Source organism: Pseudomonas sp. 2835 (assembly GCF_050435905.1).
Taxonomy (GTDB): Bacteria; Pseudomonadota; Gammaproteobacteria; order Pseudomonadales; family Pseudomonadaceae; genus Aquipseudomonas.
On sequence record NZ_JBNDLE010000013.1, the window covers coordinates 131,897 to 147,991 of the forward strand.

14 protein-coding genes and 1 riboswitch are annotated in these 16,095 nt (G+C 63.3%); of the genes, 11 read left to right on the plus strand and 3 right to left on the minus strand.

The annotated features are described in order from the left end of the window. Positions 1-14: 14 nt before the first annotated feature. A complete protein-coding gene (locus tag ABIE20_RS18935) occupies positions 15-1,448 on the minus strand; it encodes a TolC family outer membrane protein (protein WP_429506532.1) in 1,434 nt (477 codons plus the stop codon). A 141-nt stretch (positions 1,449-1,589) separates the two neighbouring features. After that, positions 1,590-1,694, plus strand: a riboswitch (TPP riboswitch). A gap of 157 nt (positions 1,695-1,851) precedes the next feature. Between ABIE20_RS18935 and thiC the strand changes: the two genes are divergently transcribed. Further along, positions 1,852-3,738 (plus strand): phosphomethylpyrimidine synthase ThiC, encoded by a 1,887-nt coding sequence (gene thiC / locus ABIE20_RS18940; protein ID WP_429506534.1) that lies wholly within the window; start codon positions 1,852-1,854, stop codon positions 3,736-3,738. Between the two features lie 150 nt (positions 3,739-3,888). Continuing rightward, positions 3,889-5,181: a putative hydroxymethylpyrimidine transporter CytX gene (cytX, locus tag ABIE20_RS18945; RefSeq protein ID WP_429506535.1), complete on the plus strand. Its 1,293-nt coding sequence runs from the start codon at positions 3,889-3,891 to the stop codon at positions 5,179-5,181. On the opposite strand, the gene ABIE20_RS18950 is transcribed toward cytX, so the two are convergent. Then, positions 5,150-5,896: a DUF3298 domain-containing protein gene (locus tag ABIE20_RS18950; protein ID WP_429506536.1), complete on the minus strand. Its 747-nt coding sequence runs from the start codon at positions 5,894-5,896 to the stop codon at positions 5,150-5,152. The genes cytX and ABIE20_RS18950 overlap by 32 nt on opposite strands. Before the next feature lie 186 nt (positions 5,897-6,082). Between ABIE20_RS18950 and ABIE20_RS18955 the strand changes: the two genes are divergently transcribed. The 9 genes from ABIE20_RS18955 (at position 6,083) to ABIE20_RS18995 (ending at position 15,346) form a co-directional block, all read left to right on the plus strand. Then, complete coding sequence (locus ABIE20_RS18955) at positions 6,083-6,703, plus strand: NUDIX domain-containing protein (protein WP_429506537.1); 621 nt, start codon at positions 6,083-6,085, stop codon at positions 6,701-6,703. Next, positions 6,694-7,146, plus strand: coding sequence for a DUF1249 domain-containing protein (locus ABIE20_RS18960; RefSeq protein WP_045193762.1), 453 nt, complete (start codon positions 6,694-6,696; stop codon positions 7,144-7,146). The genes ABIE20_RS18955 and ABIE20_RS18960 overlap by 10 nt, the downstream gene beginning before the upstream one ends. An 84-nt stretch (positions 7,147-7,230) precedes the next feature. After that, positions 7,231-8,046, plus strand: a complete 816-nt coding sequence (gene cpdA, locus ABIE20_RS18965; RefSeq protein WP_429506538.1) for a 3',5'-cyclic-AMP phosphodiesterase — start codon at positions 7,231-7,233, stop codon at positions 8,044-8,046. Between the two features lie 102 nt (positions 8,047-8,148). Beyond that, on the plus strand, positions 8,149-8,757 hold the full coding sequence (locus ABIE20_RS18970) for a YqiA/YcfP family alpha/beta fold hydrolase (protein ID WP_429506539.1): 609 nt from the start codon (positions 8,149-8,151) through the stop codon (positions 8,755-8,757). 36 nt (positions 8,758-8,793) lie between these two features. Continuing rightward, the gene (parE, locus tag ABIE20_RS18975) at positions 8,794-10,698 is read left to right on the plus strand and encodes a DNA topoisomerase IV subunit B (protein WP_429506540.1); all 1,905 of its coding nucleotides are present in this window, start codon (positions 8,794-8,796) and stop codon (positions 10,696-10,698) included. After that, entirely contained in the window at positions 10,695-11,681 is a 987-nt protein-coding gene (locus ABIE20_RS18980; RefSeq protein ID WP_429506542.1) for an esterase-like activity of phytase family protein, read from the plus strand. The genes parE and ABIE20_RS18980 overlap by 4 nt, the downstream gene beginning before the upstream one ends. After that, entirely contained in the window at positions 11,678-12,196 is a 519-nt protein-coding gene (locus tag ABIE20_RS18985; RefSeq protein ID WP_429506544.1) for a retropepsin-like aspartic protease family protein, read from the plus strand. Before ABIE20_RS18980 ends, ABIE20_RS18985 begins: the two co-directional genes overlap by 4 nt. A 10-nt stretch (positions 12,197-12,206) precedes the next feature. After that, entirely contained in the window at positions 12,207-14,465 is a 2,259-nt protein-coding gene (gene parC / locus ABIE20_RS18990; RefSeq protein ID WP_429506546.1) for a DNA topoisomerase IV subunit A, read from the plus strand. A 176-nt stretch (positions 14,466-14,641) separates the two neighbouring features. Beyond that, on the plus strand, positions 14,642-15,346 hold the full coding sequence (locus tag ABIE20_RS18995; protein WP_038997465.1) for a PqiC family protein: 705 nt from the start codon (positions 14,642-14,644) through the stop codon (positions 15,344-15,346). A 464-nt stretch (positions 15,347-15,810) separates the two neighbouring features. Here ABIE20_RS18995 and ABIE20_RS19000 read toward each other — a convergent pair whose 3' ends face one another. Next, positions 15,811-15,954 carry a hypothetical protein gene (locus ABIE20_RS19000; protein WP_429506547.1) on the minus strand — a complete coding sequence of 48 codons (144 nt, stop codon included), beginning with the start codon at positions 15,952-15,954 and terminating at the stop codon, positions 15,811-15,813. Positions 15,955-16,095: the final 141 nt, after the last annotated feature.

Below are 16,095 nucleotides of genomic sequence, written 5' to 3' on the forward strand. Positions count from 1 at the left end.
ACCCGCGATGCTTTTCAGGGCCGGGCTTCGAAGTTGGCCTTGGCTGCTGCTGCCAGGTCTGGCGGCAGGAAGTCCTTGTCCGGATTGTAGTCCGGTTTCAGGTAACGGCTCAGGTCGCTCAGGTCCTGCGGGCTCAAGGTGCCCGCGGCTTGCTTCAGGCGCAGGTTGTCGAGGATGTAGTCGTAGCGGGTGTTGTTGTAGTCACGCACAGAGGTGTACAGCTGGCGCTGGGCATCGAGCACGTCGACGATGTTGCGGGTACCGACCTGGTAGCCGATTTCAGTGGCTTCCAGGGCGCTCTGGTTGGAGATGATCGACTGCTTGCGCGCTTGCACCTGCTCGACGTCGGTGTTCACCGCGCGGTGCAGGTTGCGGGTGTTTTCCACCACCTGGCGGCGCAGGCTCTCGCGCTGCTGCTCGCTCTGGCTCAAGCGCTGGTAGGCCTCGCGCACCTGCGAGCTGGTCAGGCCGCCGCTGTAGATTGGAATGTTCAACTGCAGGCCGATGCTGGTCTGCTCGACATCGCCGCTGTAGTTCTGCCCGGTGAGGTTGGGGTTGGAGAAGCCCAGGCTGTCGTTGTCGCCCTTCTGGTAGCGCGCTACCGCATCGACGGTCGGCGCGTGGCCGGCCTTGCGCTGGCGCAGGGTTTCTTCGGCGGCGCTCACCGCGTAGTTGGTGGCCAGCAGGTTGAGGTTCTGCTTGCCGGCAGTCTCGACCCAGGCCTTGGCGTCGTTTGGTACTGGCAGTTGCACCGGCAAGGTGTGGACGATGCCCTGCACCGAGTTGTAGTCGCGGTTGGTCAGGGTGATCAGCGTCTCGAAGGCGTCATCGACCTGGCGTTGGGCAACAATGCGGTTGGCCCGGGCGGTGTCGTAGCTGGCTTGGGACTGCAGCACGTCGGTCTTGTCCGAGAGGCCGACGTCAAAGCGCTCGTTGGACTGGTCGAGCTGGCGCTTGAACGCTGCTTCCTCGGCCTTGGTCGAGGCCAGGGTGTCCTGGGCGCGCAGCACGGCGAAATAGTTTTCGGCGCTTTGCAGGATCAGGTTCTGTTCGGTGGCCGACAGCTCCAGTGCCGCCTGCTCGTTGACCGCTTCGGCTGCCTGCAACTGGAACCAGCGATCAGCACGAAAGACCGGCTGTGCCAGGGTCGCGGACCAGGAGTTGCCGCTGCGGTTGGCGGTGATCGAGGGGCTGTCGATCTTGGTGCGGTTGTTCATCATTTCGGCGCCGGCCGAAAGGTTCGGCAGCAGGCCGGCGCGGGCCTGGGGCACCACTTCCTTCTGGGCGCCGTAGTTGGCGCGGGCGGCCGCCAGGTCGGCGTTATTGTTCACGGCTTCCTGATAGACACTGACCAGGTCGGTTTTCGCCGACAGGGGCACGTCCGCTGCCCAGGCCATTCCGTTGGTAGCACAAGACACGGCTAGGGCCAGTGAAAGTTTGCGCAGCATAGGGCAATCCTTGAACGGTGAGAATTTCTGAACTGGTGAGTGTAGTTGCGCAGGCATTTTGCAACAATCCGCTATTTGCGCCATTTATCGTGTCCGTGTCCAGGTGCTTGGCTTTGTAGGTCACTCCAGCTTAGACTGGCCGCGTTCTTGTCGGGGTGCCTTGCGTTGAGGCTGAGATCGGATAATCCGGATCCCGTTGAACCTGATCAGGTTAGCGCCTGCGTAGGGAACAAGATTTCTCGCTTTCCCGGCGAGTCTCTTGTGCCAGGTCCGGGAATGTCGAGTCAGCCACCACAGCTGCAGGCATCACCGCGCATTTGGCACAGCACCACCCATGGTGCGTCCGTGCCTTTCAGGTTCTCCCCGACATTCCACTGCTAGGAAGCCGTCTGGAGAGCCTGTGATGAGTAAACAAGAAAAATATACCAATCTGAGTGAATCGGCCCGGGTCGATCAACAATCCGTACAGCCATTCACCCGCTCGCGCAAAATCTATGTCGAAGGCTCGCGCCCGAACATCCGCGTGCCCATGCGTGAAATCAGCCTCGACGACACCCCGACCGACTTCGGCGGCGAAGCCAACGCCCCGGTGCTGGTCTATGACACTTCCGGCCCCTACACCGACCCCAACGTCATCATCGACGTGCGCAAGGGCCTGGGCGATGTACGCTCGGCCTGGATCGACGCCCGTGGCGATACCGAGCGCCTGGCTGGCCTGTCGTCGGACTTCGGCCAGCAACGCCTGGCCGATGCCGAGCTGACCAAGCTGCGTTTTGCCCACGTGCGCAACCCGCGCCGGGCCAAGGCCGGCGCCAACGTCAGCCAGATGCACTACGCCCGCCAGGGCATCATCACCGCCGAGATGGAATATGTCGCCATCCGCGAAAACATGAAGCTGCAAGAAGCCCGTGCCGCCGGCCTGCTTGACCAACAGCATGCCGGGCACAGCTTCGGCGCGAGCATCCCGAAAGAAATCACCGCTGAATTTGTCCGCGAAGAAATCGCCCGCGGCCGCGCAATCATTCCGGCCAACATCAACCACGTGGAGCTGGAGCCGATGATCATCGGCCGCAACTTCCTGGTGAAGATCAACGGCAACATCGGTAACAGCGCCCTGGGCTCGTCCATCGAAGAAGAAGTGGCCAAGCTGACCTGGGGCATCCGCTGGGGTTCGGATACGGTGATGGACCTGTCCACCGGCAAACACATCCACGAAACCCGCGAGTGGATCATCCGCAACTCGCCGGTGCCAATCGGTACCGTGCCGATCTACCAGGCTCTGGAGAAGGTCAACGGCGTAGCCGAAGACCTGACCTGGGAGCTGTTTCGCGACACCCTGATCGAACAGGCCGAGCAGGGCGTGGATTACTTCACCATCCACGCCGGCGTGCTGCTGCGCTATGTGCCGCTGACCGCCAAGCGCGTCACCGGCATCGTCAGCCGCGGTGGCTCAATCATGGCCAAGTGGTGCCTGGCGCACCACAAAGAGAACTTCCTCTACACCCACTTCGACGAAATCTGTCAAATCATGAAGGCTTACGACGTCAGCTTCTCGCTCGGCGATGGCCTGCGTCCGGGCTCGATTGCCGATGCCAACGACGAAGCGCAGTTCGGCGAGCTGGAAACCCTCGGCGAGCTGACCAAGATCGCCTGGAAGCATGACGTCCAGTGCATGATCGAAGGCCCGGGCCATGTGCCGATGCAACTGATCAAGGAGAACATGGACAAGCAGCTCGAATGCTGCGACGAAGCGCCGTTCTACACCCTTGGCCCGCTGACCACCGACATTGCCCCGGGTTACGACCACATCACTTCCGGTATCGGTGCGGCGATGATCGGCTGGTTCGGTTGCGCCATGCTCTGCTACGTGACGCCCAAGGAACATCTGGGCCTGCCGAACAAGGATGACGTCAAGACCGGCATCATCACCTACAAGATCGCCGCCCATGCCGCCGACCTTGCCAAAGGCCATCCGGGCGCGCAGATCCGTGACAACGCGCTGTCCAAGGCGCGCTTCGAGTTCCGCTGGGAAGACCAGTTCAACCTCGGCCTAGACCCGGACACCGCGCGCAGCTTCCATGACGAAACCCTGCCCAAGGATTCAGCCAAGGTCGCGCACTTCTGCTCGATGTGCGGGCCGAAGTTCTGCTCGATGAAGATCACCCAGGAAGTGCGTGAGTACGCCGCCAACCAACGCATCGAAGCAGTGGACGTGGCGCTCGAGGATGGCATGCGCGAGCAGGCCGAGCGGTTCCGCCAGGAAGGCAGCCAGCTGTACAAAAAAGTCTGACCGGGCTGTCCAGGCGGTGTGCTGGCGCGCACCGCATCGCCGGCAAGGCCGGCTCCCACAGGGGCCCTGCATTCAGGCTTTTGTGGGAGCTGGCCTTGCCGGCGATAGGGCCCGAAGAACAATAATTTCCTCCCTGTCGAGATCCCCTTTGTGAGTACACCCAGCCAGTTTTCCCCCGATCACCCGGTCAGCGCCGAGCAACGCGTGCTCAGCGGCCGCGACCTCTGTTCCTTGTGGTTTTCCCTCGGCATCGGCCTGATGGTGCTGCAGACCGGCGCCTTGCTCGGCCCCGGCCTGGGCTTGGCCAATGCGGTGCTGGCGATCATCGTCGGCACCAGCGTCGGCGTGCTGCTGCTCGCCGCGGTCGCGGTCATCGGCAGTGACACCGGCCTGTCGTCGATGGCCGCCCTGCGCCGCAGCCTGGGCCGCAACGGCGCGCGCCTGCCGGCGATGCTCAACCTGCTGCAACTGATCGGCTGGGGCTCGTTCGAAATCATCGTCATGCGCGATGCCGCCAGCCTGCTCGGCGAGCGTGCCTTCGGCGAAGGCAGCGTGCTGACCAGTCCGTTGCTGTGGACCTTGTGCTTCGGCGCGTTGGCCACCTTGCTGGCGGTCAGCGGGCCGTTGACCTTCGTGCGCAATATTTTGCGCAAGTGGGGGATCTGGCTGCTGATCGGCGCCTGCCTGTGGCTGACCTGGAACCTGTTTGCCAAGGCCGACCTGGCCGCGCTGTGGGCGCGCGCCGGTGATGGTTCGATGCCGCTGGCGATTGGCATAGATATCGCCATTGCCATGCCGCTGTCGTGGCTGCCATTGATTGCCGACTACTCACGCTTCAGCCAGCGCGCCAGCCGGGTGTTTGCCGGTACTGCGCTGGGCTATTTCATCGGTAACGTGTGGATGATGAGCCTGGGCGTGGCCTACACCCTGGCGTTCGCTCCGGCGGGCGAGGTCAATACCTTGCTGCTGGCCCTGGCTGGCGCCGGCCTGGGTATTCCGTTGTTGCTGATCCTGCTCGACGAGTCGGAAAAGGCCTTTGCCGACATTCACTCGGCGGCGGTCTCCACAGGTTTTCTGCTGCGTTTGAAGGTCGAACACCTGGCCCTGGCCATCGGCGTGCTGTGCACCCTGATCGCCAGCTTCGCGCCGCTGGCGCAGTACCAGAACTTCCTGCTGCTGATCGGCTCGGTGTTCGCGCCGCTGTTCGGCGTGGTGCTGGTCGATCACTTCATCGTCCGCCGTCGGCGCAGTGACTCAAGCCCGATCCACAGCCTGCACTGGCCGGCATTGCTGGCCTGGGCGATTGGCGTGGCTGCTTACCACTTGCTGGCGCACTACGCGCCGAACGTCGGCTCGACCCTGCCGGCCTTGCTGCTGGCAGGGTTGGTTTACTGGAGCGCCGCGCCGGCGGTCAGCCGCGACCGGGAAACAACTCCGGCTTGATCACGCCGTTCAGGCGCGGGTAAGGGATTTTCAGCTCGATGTGGCCCATGGAGTACGGGGCGATGGCATAAACCTCGTACTTCAACACCACCGCGCCGTAGGTCAGGGCGATGTGCGGGGTCTGGCGGAACGGCCAGGTCTTGACGAACTCGGCGTCCTTGTCCATGCCGGTGCTGATCAGCCAGCCTTTGTGGGCTTCCTCGGCAGTCTTCCAGAATGTCGCTTCCTGGCCCGGCACCAGCATGTCCTGCAGGGTCAGTACCTTGTCCTGTTGGCGCGAATAGTTGATGAAGCCGCGCCCGGGCATGCCGTGGGCACCGCCGGTGTCCAGGTAGCTGGACAGTTCGATGATCACCAGTCCGTCATGCTGCTCGCGTACCTTGGCTTGCAGGTAGCTGCTGTTGCGGCTTTGCGCGCTGGCCATGAACTGATCTTCATAGGCTTTCAGCGAGCTCGGCAGGGCGCTGCGCTCGTTGTCCTGGGTCAGTTGCAGCAGGCGCTTTTCGACAATTGCGTCCAGCTTGGGATTGGCCGGGAAGTGGATGGTATCGATGTTGACCAGCGGGCAATCGGCATTGCTGCAACCGGGCTTGATATGTTCCCAACGGTCGCGCTTGACCTCCAGCGGCGTGCGCATGTTGGGCTGGAACAGGCTCTGACAAGCGCCCAGGGCCAGGGCCAGCACGGCCACGGAAGTCAGTTTCACAAGCGTCATGATGATCCTTGTAAGGCAAAGGTGATCGGACTTGGACCGTCGGCAAGGCCTTCAGTTCGCCACTAAGCTGAATAGACCAGCGGGGTGCCTATCCTCGCAGCCTGGACGGTATCTTTAAAGAGGTGAAACACGGCGGTGCGCAGGTTAGGATGGCGCGATGCGGTAAATGAGGTAATGAGGATTCCCATGTCAGACACGTTCAACAACGCTGTGCCCAGCCAGGTCGAGATCGTCGATCGGGCCACTTGCTACAAGGGCTTCTACCGCCTCGACAAGGTGCGCCTGCGCCACGAGCTGTTTGCCGGAGGCATGGGCCGCGAGATCAGCCGCGAGCTGTTCGTGCGCCACGATGCGGTGTGCGTGCTGCCTTACGATGCCCAGCGCGACGAAGTGGTGCTGATCGAGCAGTTCCGCGTCGGTGCCATTGGCAAGGTCGACAACCCCTGGCTGATCGAGCTGGTCGCCGGTCTGATCGACAAGGACGAACAACCGGAAGAAGTTGCACACCGTGAGGCCGAGGAGGAAGCTGGGCTTGTGTTCAGTACGCTGTGGCCGATGACCCGGTATTTCCCGTCACCGGGCGGCAGCGACGAGTTTGTGCATCTTTATCTGGGCCGTTGCAGTAGCGTTGGGGCCGGTGGCCTGCACGGGCTGGAAGAAGAGGGCGAGGATATTCGCGTCAGGGTCTGGGCGTTCGAAGATGCGCTGCAGGCCGTGCGCGACGGCAAAATTGCCAACGCGGCAACCATCATTGCCTTGCAATGGCTGGCCTTGAACCGCGCTGAAGTCAGGGGGCTATGGTCGTGAATCTGCTGCGCGAGCGCTACCGGGTCGATCTGGTCGGGTTGCAGGCTGCCTGCGAGGCCAACTATGCGCGCTTGATGCGCCTGTTGCCCGACATGCGCAGCACCCAGAGCTCGCGCCGGATCGGCATGACCCAGGGCGACCAGATGCTTGGCGTCCTGGTCCTTGATGTAGTGCTCGCCTGTCCCTACACCACCACCTTGCGCGTGCGCCAGGAGCACAGCCTGCCGTGGTTGCCGGTGCCGCAGCTGGAGGTGCAGGTCTACCACGACGCGCGCATGGCCGAGGTGGTCAGCGCCGAGCATGCCCGGCGTTTTCGCAGTATCTATCCGTACCCCAATGCGGCCATGCACCAGCCGGACGAAAAAGCCCAGCTCAATCTGTTCCTTGGCGAATGGCTGAGCCATTGCCTGGCCTGTGGTCACGAACTGGCTGTCGTTCGCTGAAATGTGATGGCGGTCGTTTTCGAGTATTTGCTCAACGCCCGCCAGCGGCCATAATCGCGCTGAATCCGTCCAAGGAGCCGGCCCTTGCCGCAACCATCGATCCCCCTTAGCGACGCGCCGGTGTACCTGGTGCAACTGACCGACAGTCATCTGTTTGCCGACGCGCAAGGCACGCTGCTGGGCATGAACACCCGCGACAGCCTGCAGCGGGTGATCGAACGGGTGCGCGATGAGCAGCCGCGGATCGACCTGCTGCTGGCCACCGGCGATTTGTCCCAGGATGGCTCGGTCGAGTCCTACCGCTGTTTTCGTGACCTGACCGCGAGCCTTGGGGCCCCCGCGCGCTGGCTCGCCGGCAACCATGACGAGCCGTTGCCAATGGAACAGGCGGCGCAGGGCACTGATTTGCTTGATCCGCGGGTGGATATCGGCAATTGGCGAATCCTCATGCTCAACTCGGCGGTGGCCGGTTCGGTGCCGGGGTTGCTCGATGATGGTCAGCTCAGTTTGCTCGAGCAAGCACTGAGCGACGCGCCCGAACGCCATCACCTGATCTGCTTTCATCACCAGCCGGTGCCTATCGATTGCGCCTGGATGGCGCCGATCGGCTTGCGCAACGCCGACGCACTGTTTGCTGTGCTGCAAGGTTATCCACAGGTGCGGGCCTTGCTCTGGGGTCATATTCACCAGGAGTGGGACCAGGTTCGCGATGGCGTGCGGCTATTGGCCTCACCCTCGACCTGCATCCAGTTCGAGCCAGGCAGCGAAGACTTCAAGGTCGGTGAGCAGGCCCCCGGCTACCGCTGGCTGCGCCTGCAGGCGGACGGCTCGATTGACACCGGCGTGTCGCGGGTCAGCGACTTCGAATTCACCGTCGACTACGAAGGCGACGGCTATTAAGTGTTGCCAAATCGCTGAAACTGCTGCATCTGCCGTCGAACAGGCTAAAATGCGCGCTTTCCTGCCTGGCGATCCAGGCGTTCAAGGCGCATCGGGGGCGGCATGTCGGGTTCGATTCTCTATATTCACGGGTTCAACAGCGCGCCGTCGTCGAAAAAGGCCAGCCAGCTGGTAGCGGTCATGGCCCAACTGGGGTTGGGCGAGCGCTTGCGGGTGCCGGCCCTGCATCATCACCCGCGCCAGGCCATTGCCCAGCTTGAGGCGGCGATTGCCGAGCTCGAATCGCCATTACTGGTCGGCAGCTCGCTCGGCGGCTACTATGCCACCCATCTGGCCGAGCGCCACGGGCTCAAGGCCTTGCTGGTCAACCCGGCGGTCAACCCGCACCGGCTGTTCGACGGCTACCTCGGGCCGCAGCAGAACCTCTACACCGGCGAAACCTGGGAACTGACCCTGGACCACGTACAGGCCCTGGCCGAGCTGGAAGTGCCGGCGCCGACCGATGCCGGGCGCTTTCAAGTGTGGCTGCAAACCGCCGATGAAACCCTGGACTATCGCCAGGCCGAGCAGTTCTACCGTGCCTGCGCACTGCGCATCCAGGCCGGTGGCGATCACAGTTTCCAGGGCTTTGCCGAACGCCTGCCAGCCCTGCTGAGCTTTGCCGGCATTGCCCCGCAGCAGTATCAAGCACTCGATTTTTCTGTATTTTGATAACCTATTTTCACCCACGACTGACGACGAGAACCCATGGCCATTCCCAGCGCTAGTGCCTATAACGCAGACGCCATCGAAGTCCTCTCCGGCCTTGACCCGGTGCGCAAGCGCCCGGGCATGTACACCGATACCAGCCGGCCGAACCACCTGGCCCAGGAAGTGATCGACAACAGTGTCGACGAAGCCCTGGCCGGGCACGCCAAGTCGGTGCAGGTGATCCTCCACGCCGACCATTCTCTGGAAGTGTCCGACGATGGCCGCGGTATGCCGGTGGACATCCACCCCGAAGAGGGCGTTTCCGGGGTCGAGCTGATCCTCACCAAGCTGCACGCTGGCGGCAAGTTCTCGAACAAGAACTACCAGTTCTCCGGCGGCCTGCACGGGGTGGGTATTTCGGTGGTCAACGCCTTGTCCAGCCAGGTGCGGGTCAAGGTCAAGCGCGACGGCAACGAGTACCAGATGACCTTCGCCGATGGCTACAAGGCCACCGAGCTTGAAGTGGTTGGCAGCGTTGGCAAGCGCAACACCGGCACCAGCGTGTACTTCGCCCCGGATCCCAAGTACTTCGATTCGCCGAAATTCTCCATCAGCCGCCTCAAGCACGTGCTCAAGGCCAAGGCCGTGCTGTGCCCTGGGCTGCTGGTCAGCTTCGAAGACAAAGGCACCGGCGAGAAGGTCGAGTGGCACTACGAAGACGGCCTGCGTTCCTACCTGGTCGACTCGGTCAGCGACTTCCTGCGCCTGCCCGACGAGCCGTTCTGCGGCAGCCTGGCCGGTAACAAGGAGGCGGTCGACTGGGCCTTGCTGTGGCTGCCCGAAGGCGGCGACAGCGTCCAGGAAAGCTACGTCAACCTGATCCCCACGGCCCAGGGCGGTACCCACGTCAACGGCCTGCGCCAGGGCCTGCTTGATGCCATGCGCGAGTTCTGCGAGTTCCGCAACCTGTTGCCGCGCGGCGTCAAGCTGGCGCCGGAAGACGTCTGGGAGCGCATCAGCTTTGTGCTCTCGATGAAAATGCAGGAGCCGCAGTTCTCCGGGCAGACCAAAGAGCGCCTGTCCTCGCGCGAGGCTGCCGCGTTCGTCTCCGGCGTGGTCAAGGATGCCTTCAGCCTGTGGCTCAACGCTCACCCGGAGGTGGGCATGCAACTGGCGGAGCTGGCGATCAACAACGCCGGCCGGCGCCTGAAGGCGAGCAAGAAGGTCGAGCGCAAGCGCGTCACCCAGGGCCCGGCACTGCCGGGCAAGCTGGCCGACTGCGCTGGCCAGGACCCGATGCGTGCCGAGCTGTTCCTGGTCGAGGGTGACTCGGCCGGCGGTTCGGCCAAGCAGGCGCGGGACAAGGAATTCCAGGCCATCCTGCCGCTGCGCGGCAAGATCCTCAACACCTGGGAAGTCGATGGCGGCGAAGTGCTCGCCAGCCAGGAAGTGCACAACATTGCCGTGGCCATCGGCGTCGATCCCGGCGCTGCCGACATGAGCCAGTTGCGCTACGGCAAAATCTGCATCCTCGCCGACGCCGACTCCGACGGCCTGCACATCGCCACCTTGCTCTGCGCGCTGTTCGTCCAGCACTTCCGCCCGCTGGTCGAAGCCGGCCACGTCTATGTGGCCATGCCGCCGCTGTACCGCATCGACCTGGGCAAGGAAATCTACTACGCCCTGGACGAAGCCGAACGCGACGGCATCCTCGACCGCCTGGTCGCCGAGAAAAAGCGCGGCAAGCCGCAGGTCACCCGATTCAAAGGCCTGGGCGAGATGAACCCGCCGCAGCTGCGTGAAACCACCATGGACCCGAACACCCGGCGCCTGGTCCAGCTGACCCTGGACGACCTGGACGGCACCCGCGAAATCATGGACATGCTGCTGGCCAAGAAGCGCGCCGGCGATCGCAAGAGCTGGCTGGAATCCAAAGGCAACCTGGCCGAGGTCCTGGCTTGATACGTCTGGCCCTGACTGCAGCGCTGGCGCTATTGACGCTTCCTGCACTGGCAGCGCCGTGGCCCGAACTCAAGCTGCTCGCCGAGCACCCGGTCGAAGGCATGCGCGGCGGCAATCTGTCTGGCCTGAGCGAGTGCCGCGGTGGCCTGTGGGCGGTTTCAGACCGTGACGACGAGCTGCTCTACCGCCTGGATACCTCGGCCTCTGTCTGGCAAGCCGAAGCGGTGCACATGGACGTACCGCCGGTACCGGACAGCGGCTTGCCCTGGGGCTTGCGCTCGCGTACCTGGGCCGCTTCGCAGGTGCGTGGCGGCGAACTGGATTTCGAAGGCATCAGTTGCGATGCCGCCGGCAACCATTACCTGGTCAGTGAAGCTCATGCGGCCGTGCTGCAGGTACCGGTGGAAGGTGCACCCAACTGGCTGAAGATCGACCCGAGCATGGTCCGCCAGGCGCGGGCCAGCGGCATGTTGCTGCATTTCAATGCACTGTTCGAAGGCCTGGCGGTAAGCCCGGCCGGCGACCGTATCTGGCTGGCAGCCGAGCGTGAGCGCCGTGGCCTGCTGCTGATCAACCGCCAGCAGACCACCTGGAACTGTGGCAACGGCTGCGTGCTGCTCAGCGAAGCCGGGGTCGAGATGCAGCCGCCGCAGATGGCCAAGCCACGCCCGGTGTCGCGTGACTTTGCCGACCTGGCTCTGTTCAACGACAAGCTTTTTACCCTGGAGCGCAACGCCTACCGCATCTGTCGGCGCGATTCGCAGACGGCCAAGGTCGAGCGCTGCTGGTCCTTCGCCGCCGATGCCCTGGCCGAACCTCGACGCTATTCGCAGCCATTTGGCCTGGCCGAGGCGCTGGTGATCGATGACAAGGGCGCCTGGGTCGGCCTGGACAACAACGGCGCGACCCGCCAGGACGGCGAATCGCGACCGATCGTCTGGCGCTTTGCCGCGCCTGCCGGTGGCTGGAGTGCCAAGTCGTGAGCCAGCTGCCGGGCAAGCGGGCAGGCCGGGTACTGCTGATTCTGGCCTGGGCGGCCGGATTGTTCCTGGCTACGCGCTTTTTCGGCGAGTGGGAGCAGCGTCAGGCCAACCCTAATGCCGTGGTCACCTCGCAACATGGTGAGGGTTACATCGAAGTGCAACTGGCCGGTAATGGCCAGGGGCATTTCGTCGCCGATGGCCGGATCAACGGCCAGACGGTACATTTTCTGCTCGATACCGGGGCAACTGACGTGGCGATCCCCGAAGCCCTGGCCGGCAAGCTAGGCCTGGAGCGCGGCGCACCGGTGATGTTGAGCACCGCCAACGGGCGCACCCAGGGCTACCGCACGCGCCTGGACCAGTTGCAACTGGGCGATATCCTCCTGCGCAATGTGCGCGCGCTGGTGGTGCCGGGGCTGGATGGCGAACAGGTATTACTGGGCATGAGTGCCCTGAAACAACTCGAATTTACCCAGCGTGGCGGCACCTTGCTGCTGCGCCAGAACCTGAAATGATGAGGCCCGCATGAGCGACTCCCTTGATCTCAGCCTCGATGGCGTAGAGCGCCGGTCACTGGCTGACTTCACCGAACAGGCCTACCTCAATTACTCCATGTACGTGATCATGGACCGGGCCTTGCCGCATATCGGCGACGGCCTGAAGCCGGTGCAACGGCGCATCGTCTACGCCATGAGCGAACTGGGCCTGGACGCCGACTCCAAGCACAAGAAGTCGGCGCGTACTGTCGGTGACGTGCTCGGCAAGTTCCACCCCCATGGCGACTCGGCCTGCTATGAAGCCATGGTGCTGATGGCGCAGCCGTTCAGCTACCGCTACACCCTGGTCGATGGCCAGGGCAACTGGGGCGCGCCGGACGATCCGAAGTCCTTCGCCGCCATGCGTTACACCGAGGCGCGCCTGTCGCGTTACTCCGAAGTGCTGCTCAGCGAGCTGGGCCAGGGTACCGCGGACTGGGTGCCGAACTTCGACGGCACCCTCGACGAGCCTGCGGTACTGCCGGCCCGCCTGCCGAACATCCTGCTCAACGGCACCACTGGTATCGCCGTGGGCATGGCCACCGACGTGCCGCCGCACAACCTGCGTGAAGTCGCCTCGGCCTGCGTGCGCCTGCTCGATGAGCCCAAGGCCACGGTTGAGCAGCTCTGCGAGCATATCCAGGGCCCGGACTACCCGACCGAAGCCGAGATCATCACCCCGCGTGCCGAACTGCTGAAAATCTACGAAAGCGGCCGTGGATCGGTGCGCATGCGCGCGGTGTACCGCATCGAGGACGGCGATATCGTCGTTACCGCGCTGCCGCATCAGGTTTCCGGAGCCAAGGTGCTGGAGCAGATCGCCGCGCAGATGCAGGCCAAAAAGCTGCCGATGGTCGCCGACCTGCGCGACGAATCGGACCATGAGAACCCGTGCCGTATCGTCATCATCGCCCGCTCCAACCGGGTTGACCTCGACGAGCTGATGCAGCACCTGTTTGCCACCACCGACCTTGAGTCCAGCTACCGGGTCAACGTCAACATTATTGGCCTGGATGGCCGCCCGCAGCTGAAAAACCTGCGGGCGCTGCTGGTCGAATGGCTGGAATTCCGCGTGCAGACGGTGCGCCGCCGGCTGAAATTCCGCCTGGACAAGGTCGAGCGCCGCCTGCACCTGCTCGAAGGCCTGTTGGTGGCTTTCCTCAACCTGGATGAAGTGATCCACATCATTCGTACCGAGGACCAGCCTAAAGCTGCGCTGATTGCCCGTTTCGACCTCACCGAAACCCAGGCCGAATACATCCTCGAGACCCGCCTGCGCCAGTTGGCGCGCCTGGAAGAGATGAAGATCCGCAACGAGCAGGACGAGCTGGCCAAGGAACAAGCCAAGCTGATCGCCCTGCTGGGCAGCGAAACCAAGCTGCGCAAGCTGGTGCGTGCCGAACTGATCAAGGACGCCGAAACCTATGGCGACGACCGTCGTTCGCCAATCGTCGAGCGTGCCGAAGCCAAGGCCCTGTCGGAAAACGAGTTGATGCCGACCGAACCGGTCACCGTGGTGCTCTCGGAGAAGGGCTGGGTGCGCTGCGCCAAGGGCCACGATATCGACGCTACGGGCCTTTCCTATAAGGCCGGCGATGGCTTCAAGGCCGCCGCCGCGGGGCGTTCGAACCAGTTTGCCGTGTTGATCGACTCCACCGGCCGCAGCTACTCGCTGGCCGCCCATACCCTGCCATCGGCCCGTGGCCAGGGCGAGCCGCTGACCGGCCGTCTGACGCCGCCGCCAGGCGCGAGCTTCGACTGCGTGCTGTTGCCTGAAGATGACGCCCTGTATGTGATTGCTTCTGACGCCGGTTATGGCTTCGTGGTCAAGGGTGAAGACCTGCAGGCCAAGAACAAGGCTGGTAAAGCCTTGCTCAGCCTGCCGAACGGCGCCAAGGTCATCGCCCCCCGCCCGGTGGCAGATCGCGAGCATAACTGGCTGGCCGCGGTGACCACCGAAGGCCGCCTGCTGATATTCAAGGTCAGCGACCTGCCTCAGTTGGGGAAAGGCAAGGGCAACAAGATCATCGGCATCCCGGGGGATCGCGTGGCCTCGCGTGAAGAATTTGTCACTGATCTGGCGGTCATTCCCGACGGGGCGACCCTTGTATTGCAGGCCGGCAAGCGTACCCTGTCTCTGAAGGCCGACGACCTTGAACATTACAAGGGCGAACGCGGGCGCCGGGGCAACAAATTGCCCCGTGGCTTCCAGCGGGTTGACGCCCTGTTGGTCGAAATCCCCGGATAAGCCGGGTTAGATACCCTGAACGGGCATTTTCGTGCCCGTTCGCGGTTGAAACACTGGAGTCGAGCCGCTATTTCGCGGATGATAGGCCCCTTGCGGTACCAGCGTGGCTGTGTATCCGAACGAATCTATTTGAGTATCACTGCGGTTTGCCTTGTGGCGACCGCCTGGATGGGATGATGAAATTTCTGCGCCTTCCGTTGGTTCTGCTGTGTGGCGTGCTCGGACTGGCTGGTTGCAGCATGCACCAACCGGTATCCCTGTATCAGCTCGACAGCGGTGAGCCTGGCCAACCCAAGCAAAGCGCGGGCATGGCAGTGGTGCTCGGCCCTGTGTCGATTGCCGACTACCTGCAACGCGAGACCCTGCTGCAACGCCAGGCCGATGGCAGCCTGACTGCAGCCACCGATGGCCGCTGGGCCGGTAGCCTGTCGGCCGACATCGACCAGTTGCTGGTCCGTCAGCTGGCCTGGCGCCTGGACAGCCAGCGTGTAGTCCTGGCCCCGGCCAGCACCGGTTTCACCCCGGATGTACAGGTGTTGCTGTCGATTACCCGCCTGGACTCCGGTACCAACCAGCCAGCGATCCTTGACGCCCAGTGGCGCCTGCTCGATCGCCGTGGCCAGGTCCGTGACAATCGTATCGTGCACCTGGAGCAGCAGCACCAGGGTAGCGAGAGCGCCCAGGTACAAGCCCAGGGCCAGTTGCTGCAAAAGCTCGCCGAGCAGCTGAGTATTGCCTTGAAGCCGCTGGCCAACCAGCCTGCGGTGGTTGAAGAACAACCGAAGAAGGCCGCGCCGGTGCAGGTGCGCAAAGAGCCGGAGAAGCCGAAGATTCCATTGGCTACGCCGATTCGTACTGATCTGGAAGTGTTCCGCTTCTAAGTCGAGGACTTACAAGAAGCCCGCAGCGATGCGGGCTTTTTTGTGCCCGTGTGGGAGCGGCGGTGCGGCGATCCGACTTGACCCGCGATGCGGCCGGCGCAGGCGACACATCGGGTTGCTAGCGTTTTCGCGGGGCAAGCCCGCTCCTACAGGGCAATAAAAAAGGTTCTTCACGGAATCCCGGGGGCTATGATTCTTGGGTTGGGTTGCGGACTTATCCATTCGGTGTGGCGCCGCTGTTGGCCCCTTCCGCCCTTACGGCGGGTCCCTTTTGTTCTTGGCAAAAGGAACCAAAACCGCTCGCTCCAGCATACGGCCCTACGCTGCGCTCCGGGTTCCTTCGCTACGGTGCCTTCCAGGGGCATCGCGGCCTACGACTTGCTTCGCCAAGTCTACGTCTCGCGACTTCGGCCTCGGCCTCGGCCGAAGGGTGCTACGCACCAGCCCCCTCCAGACACCTACGCTCAGCCTCCTGAAGTCGCGAAGTTACGGGCGGCGCCTGCACTGGCGTATCTGCCAAAGCAGATGCTGGCGAAGCCATGCTGACGCAGGAGCGGGACAAGCCCGCTGGTAAAATGAGTACCAACTTGCTTCATCTTGATGTTCATGCGCGTACTTCCAGGCGCCGCGAAAGGCGACTTCAGGAGGCCGAGCGGAGGTGCCTGTAGGGGCGGTGCGCAGCACCTTCGGCGGCAGCCGAAGACGCGAGATGTAGACTTGCGAAGCAAGTCGTAGGCCGCGATGCCCCG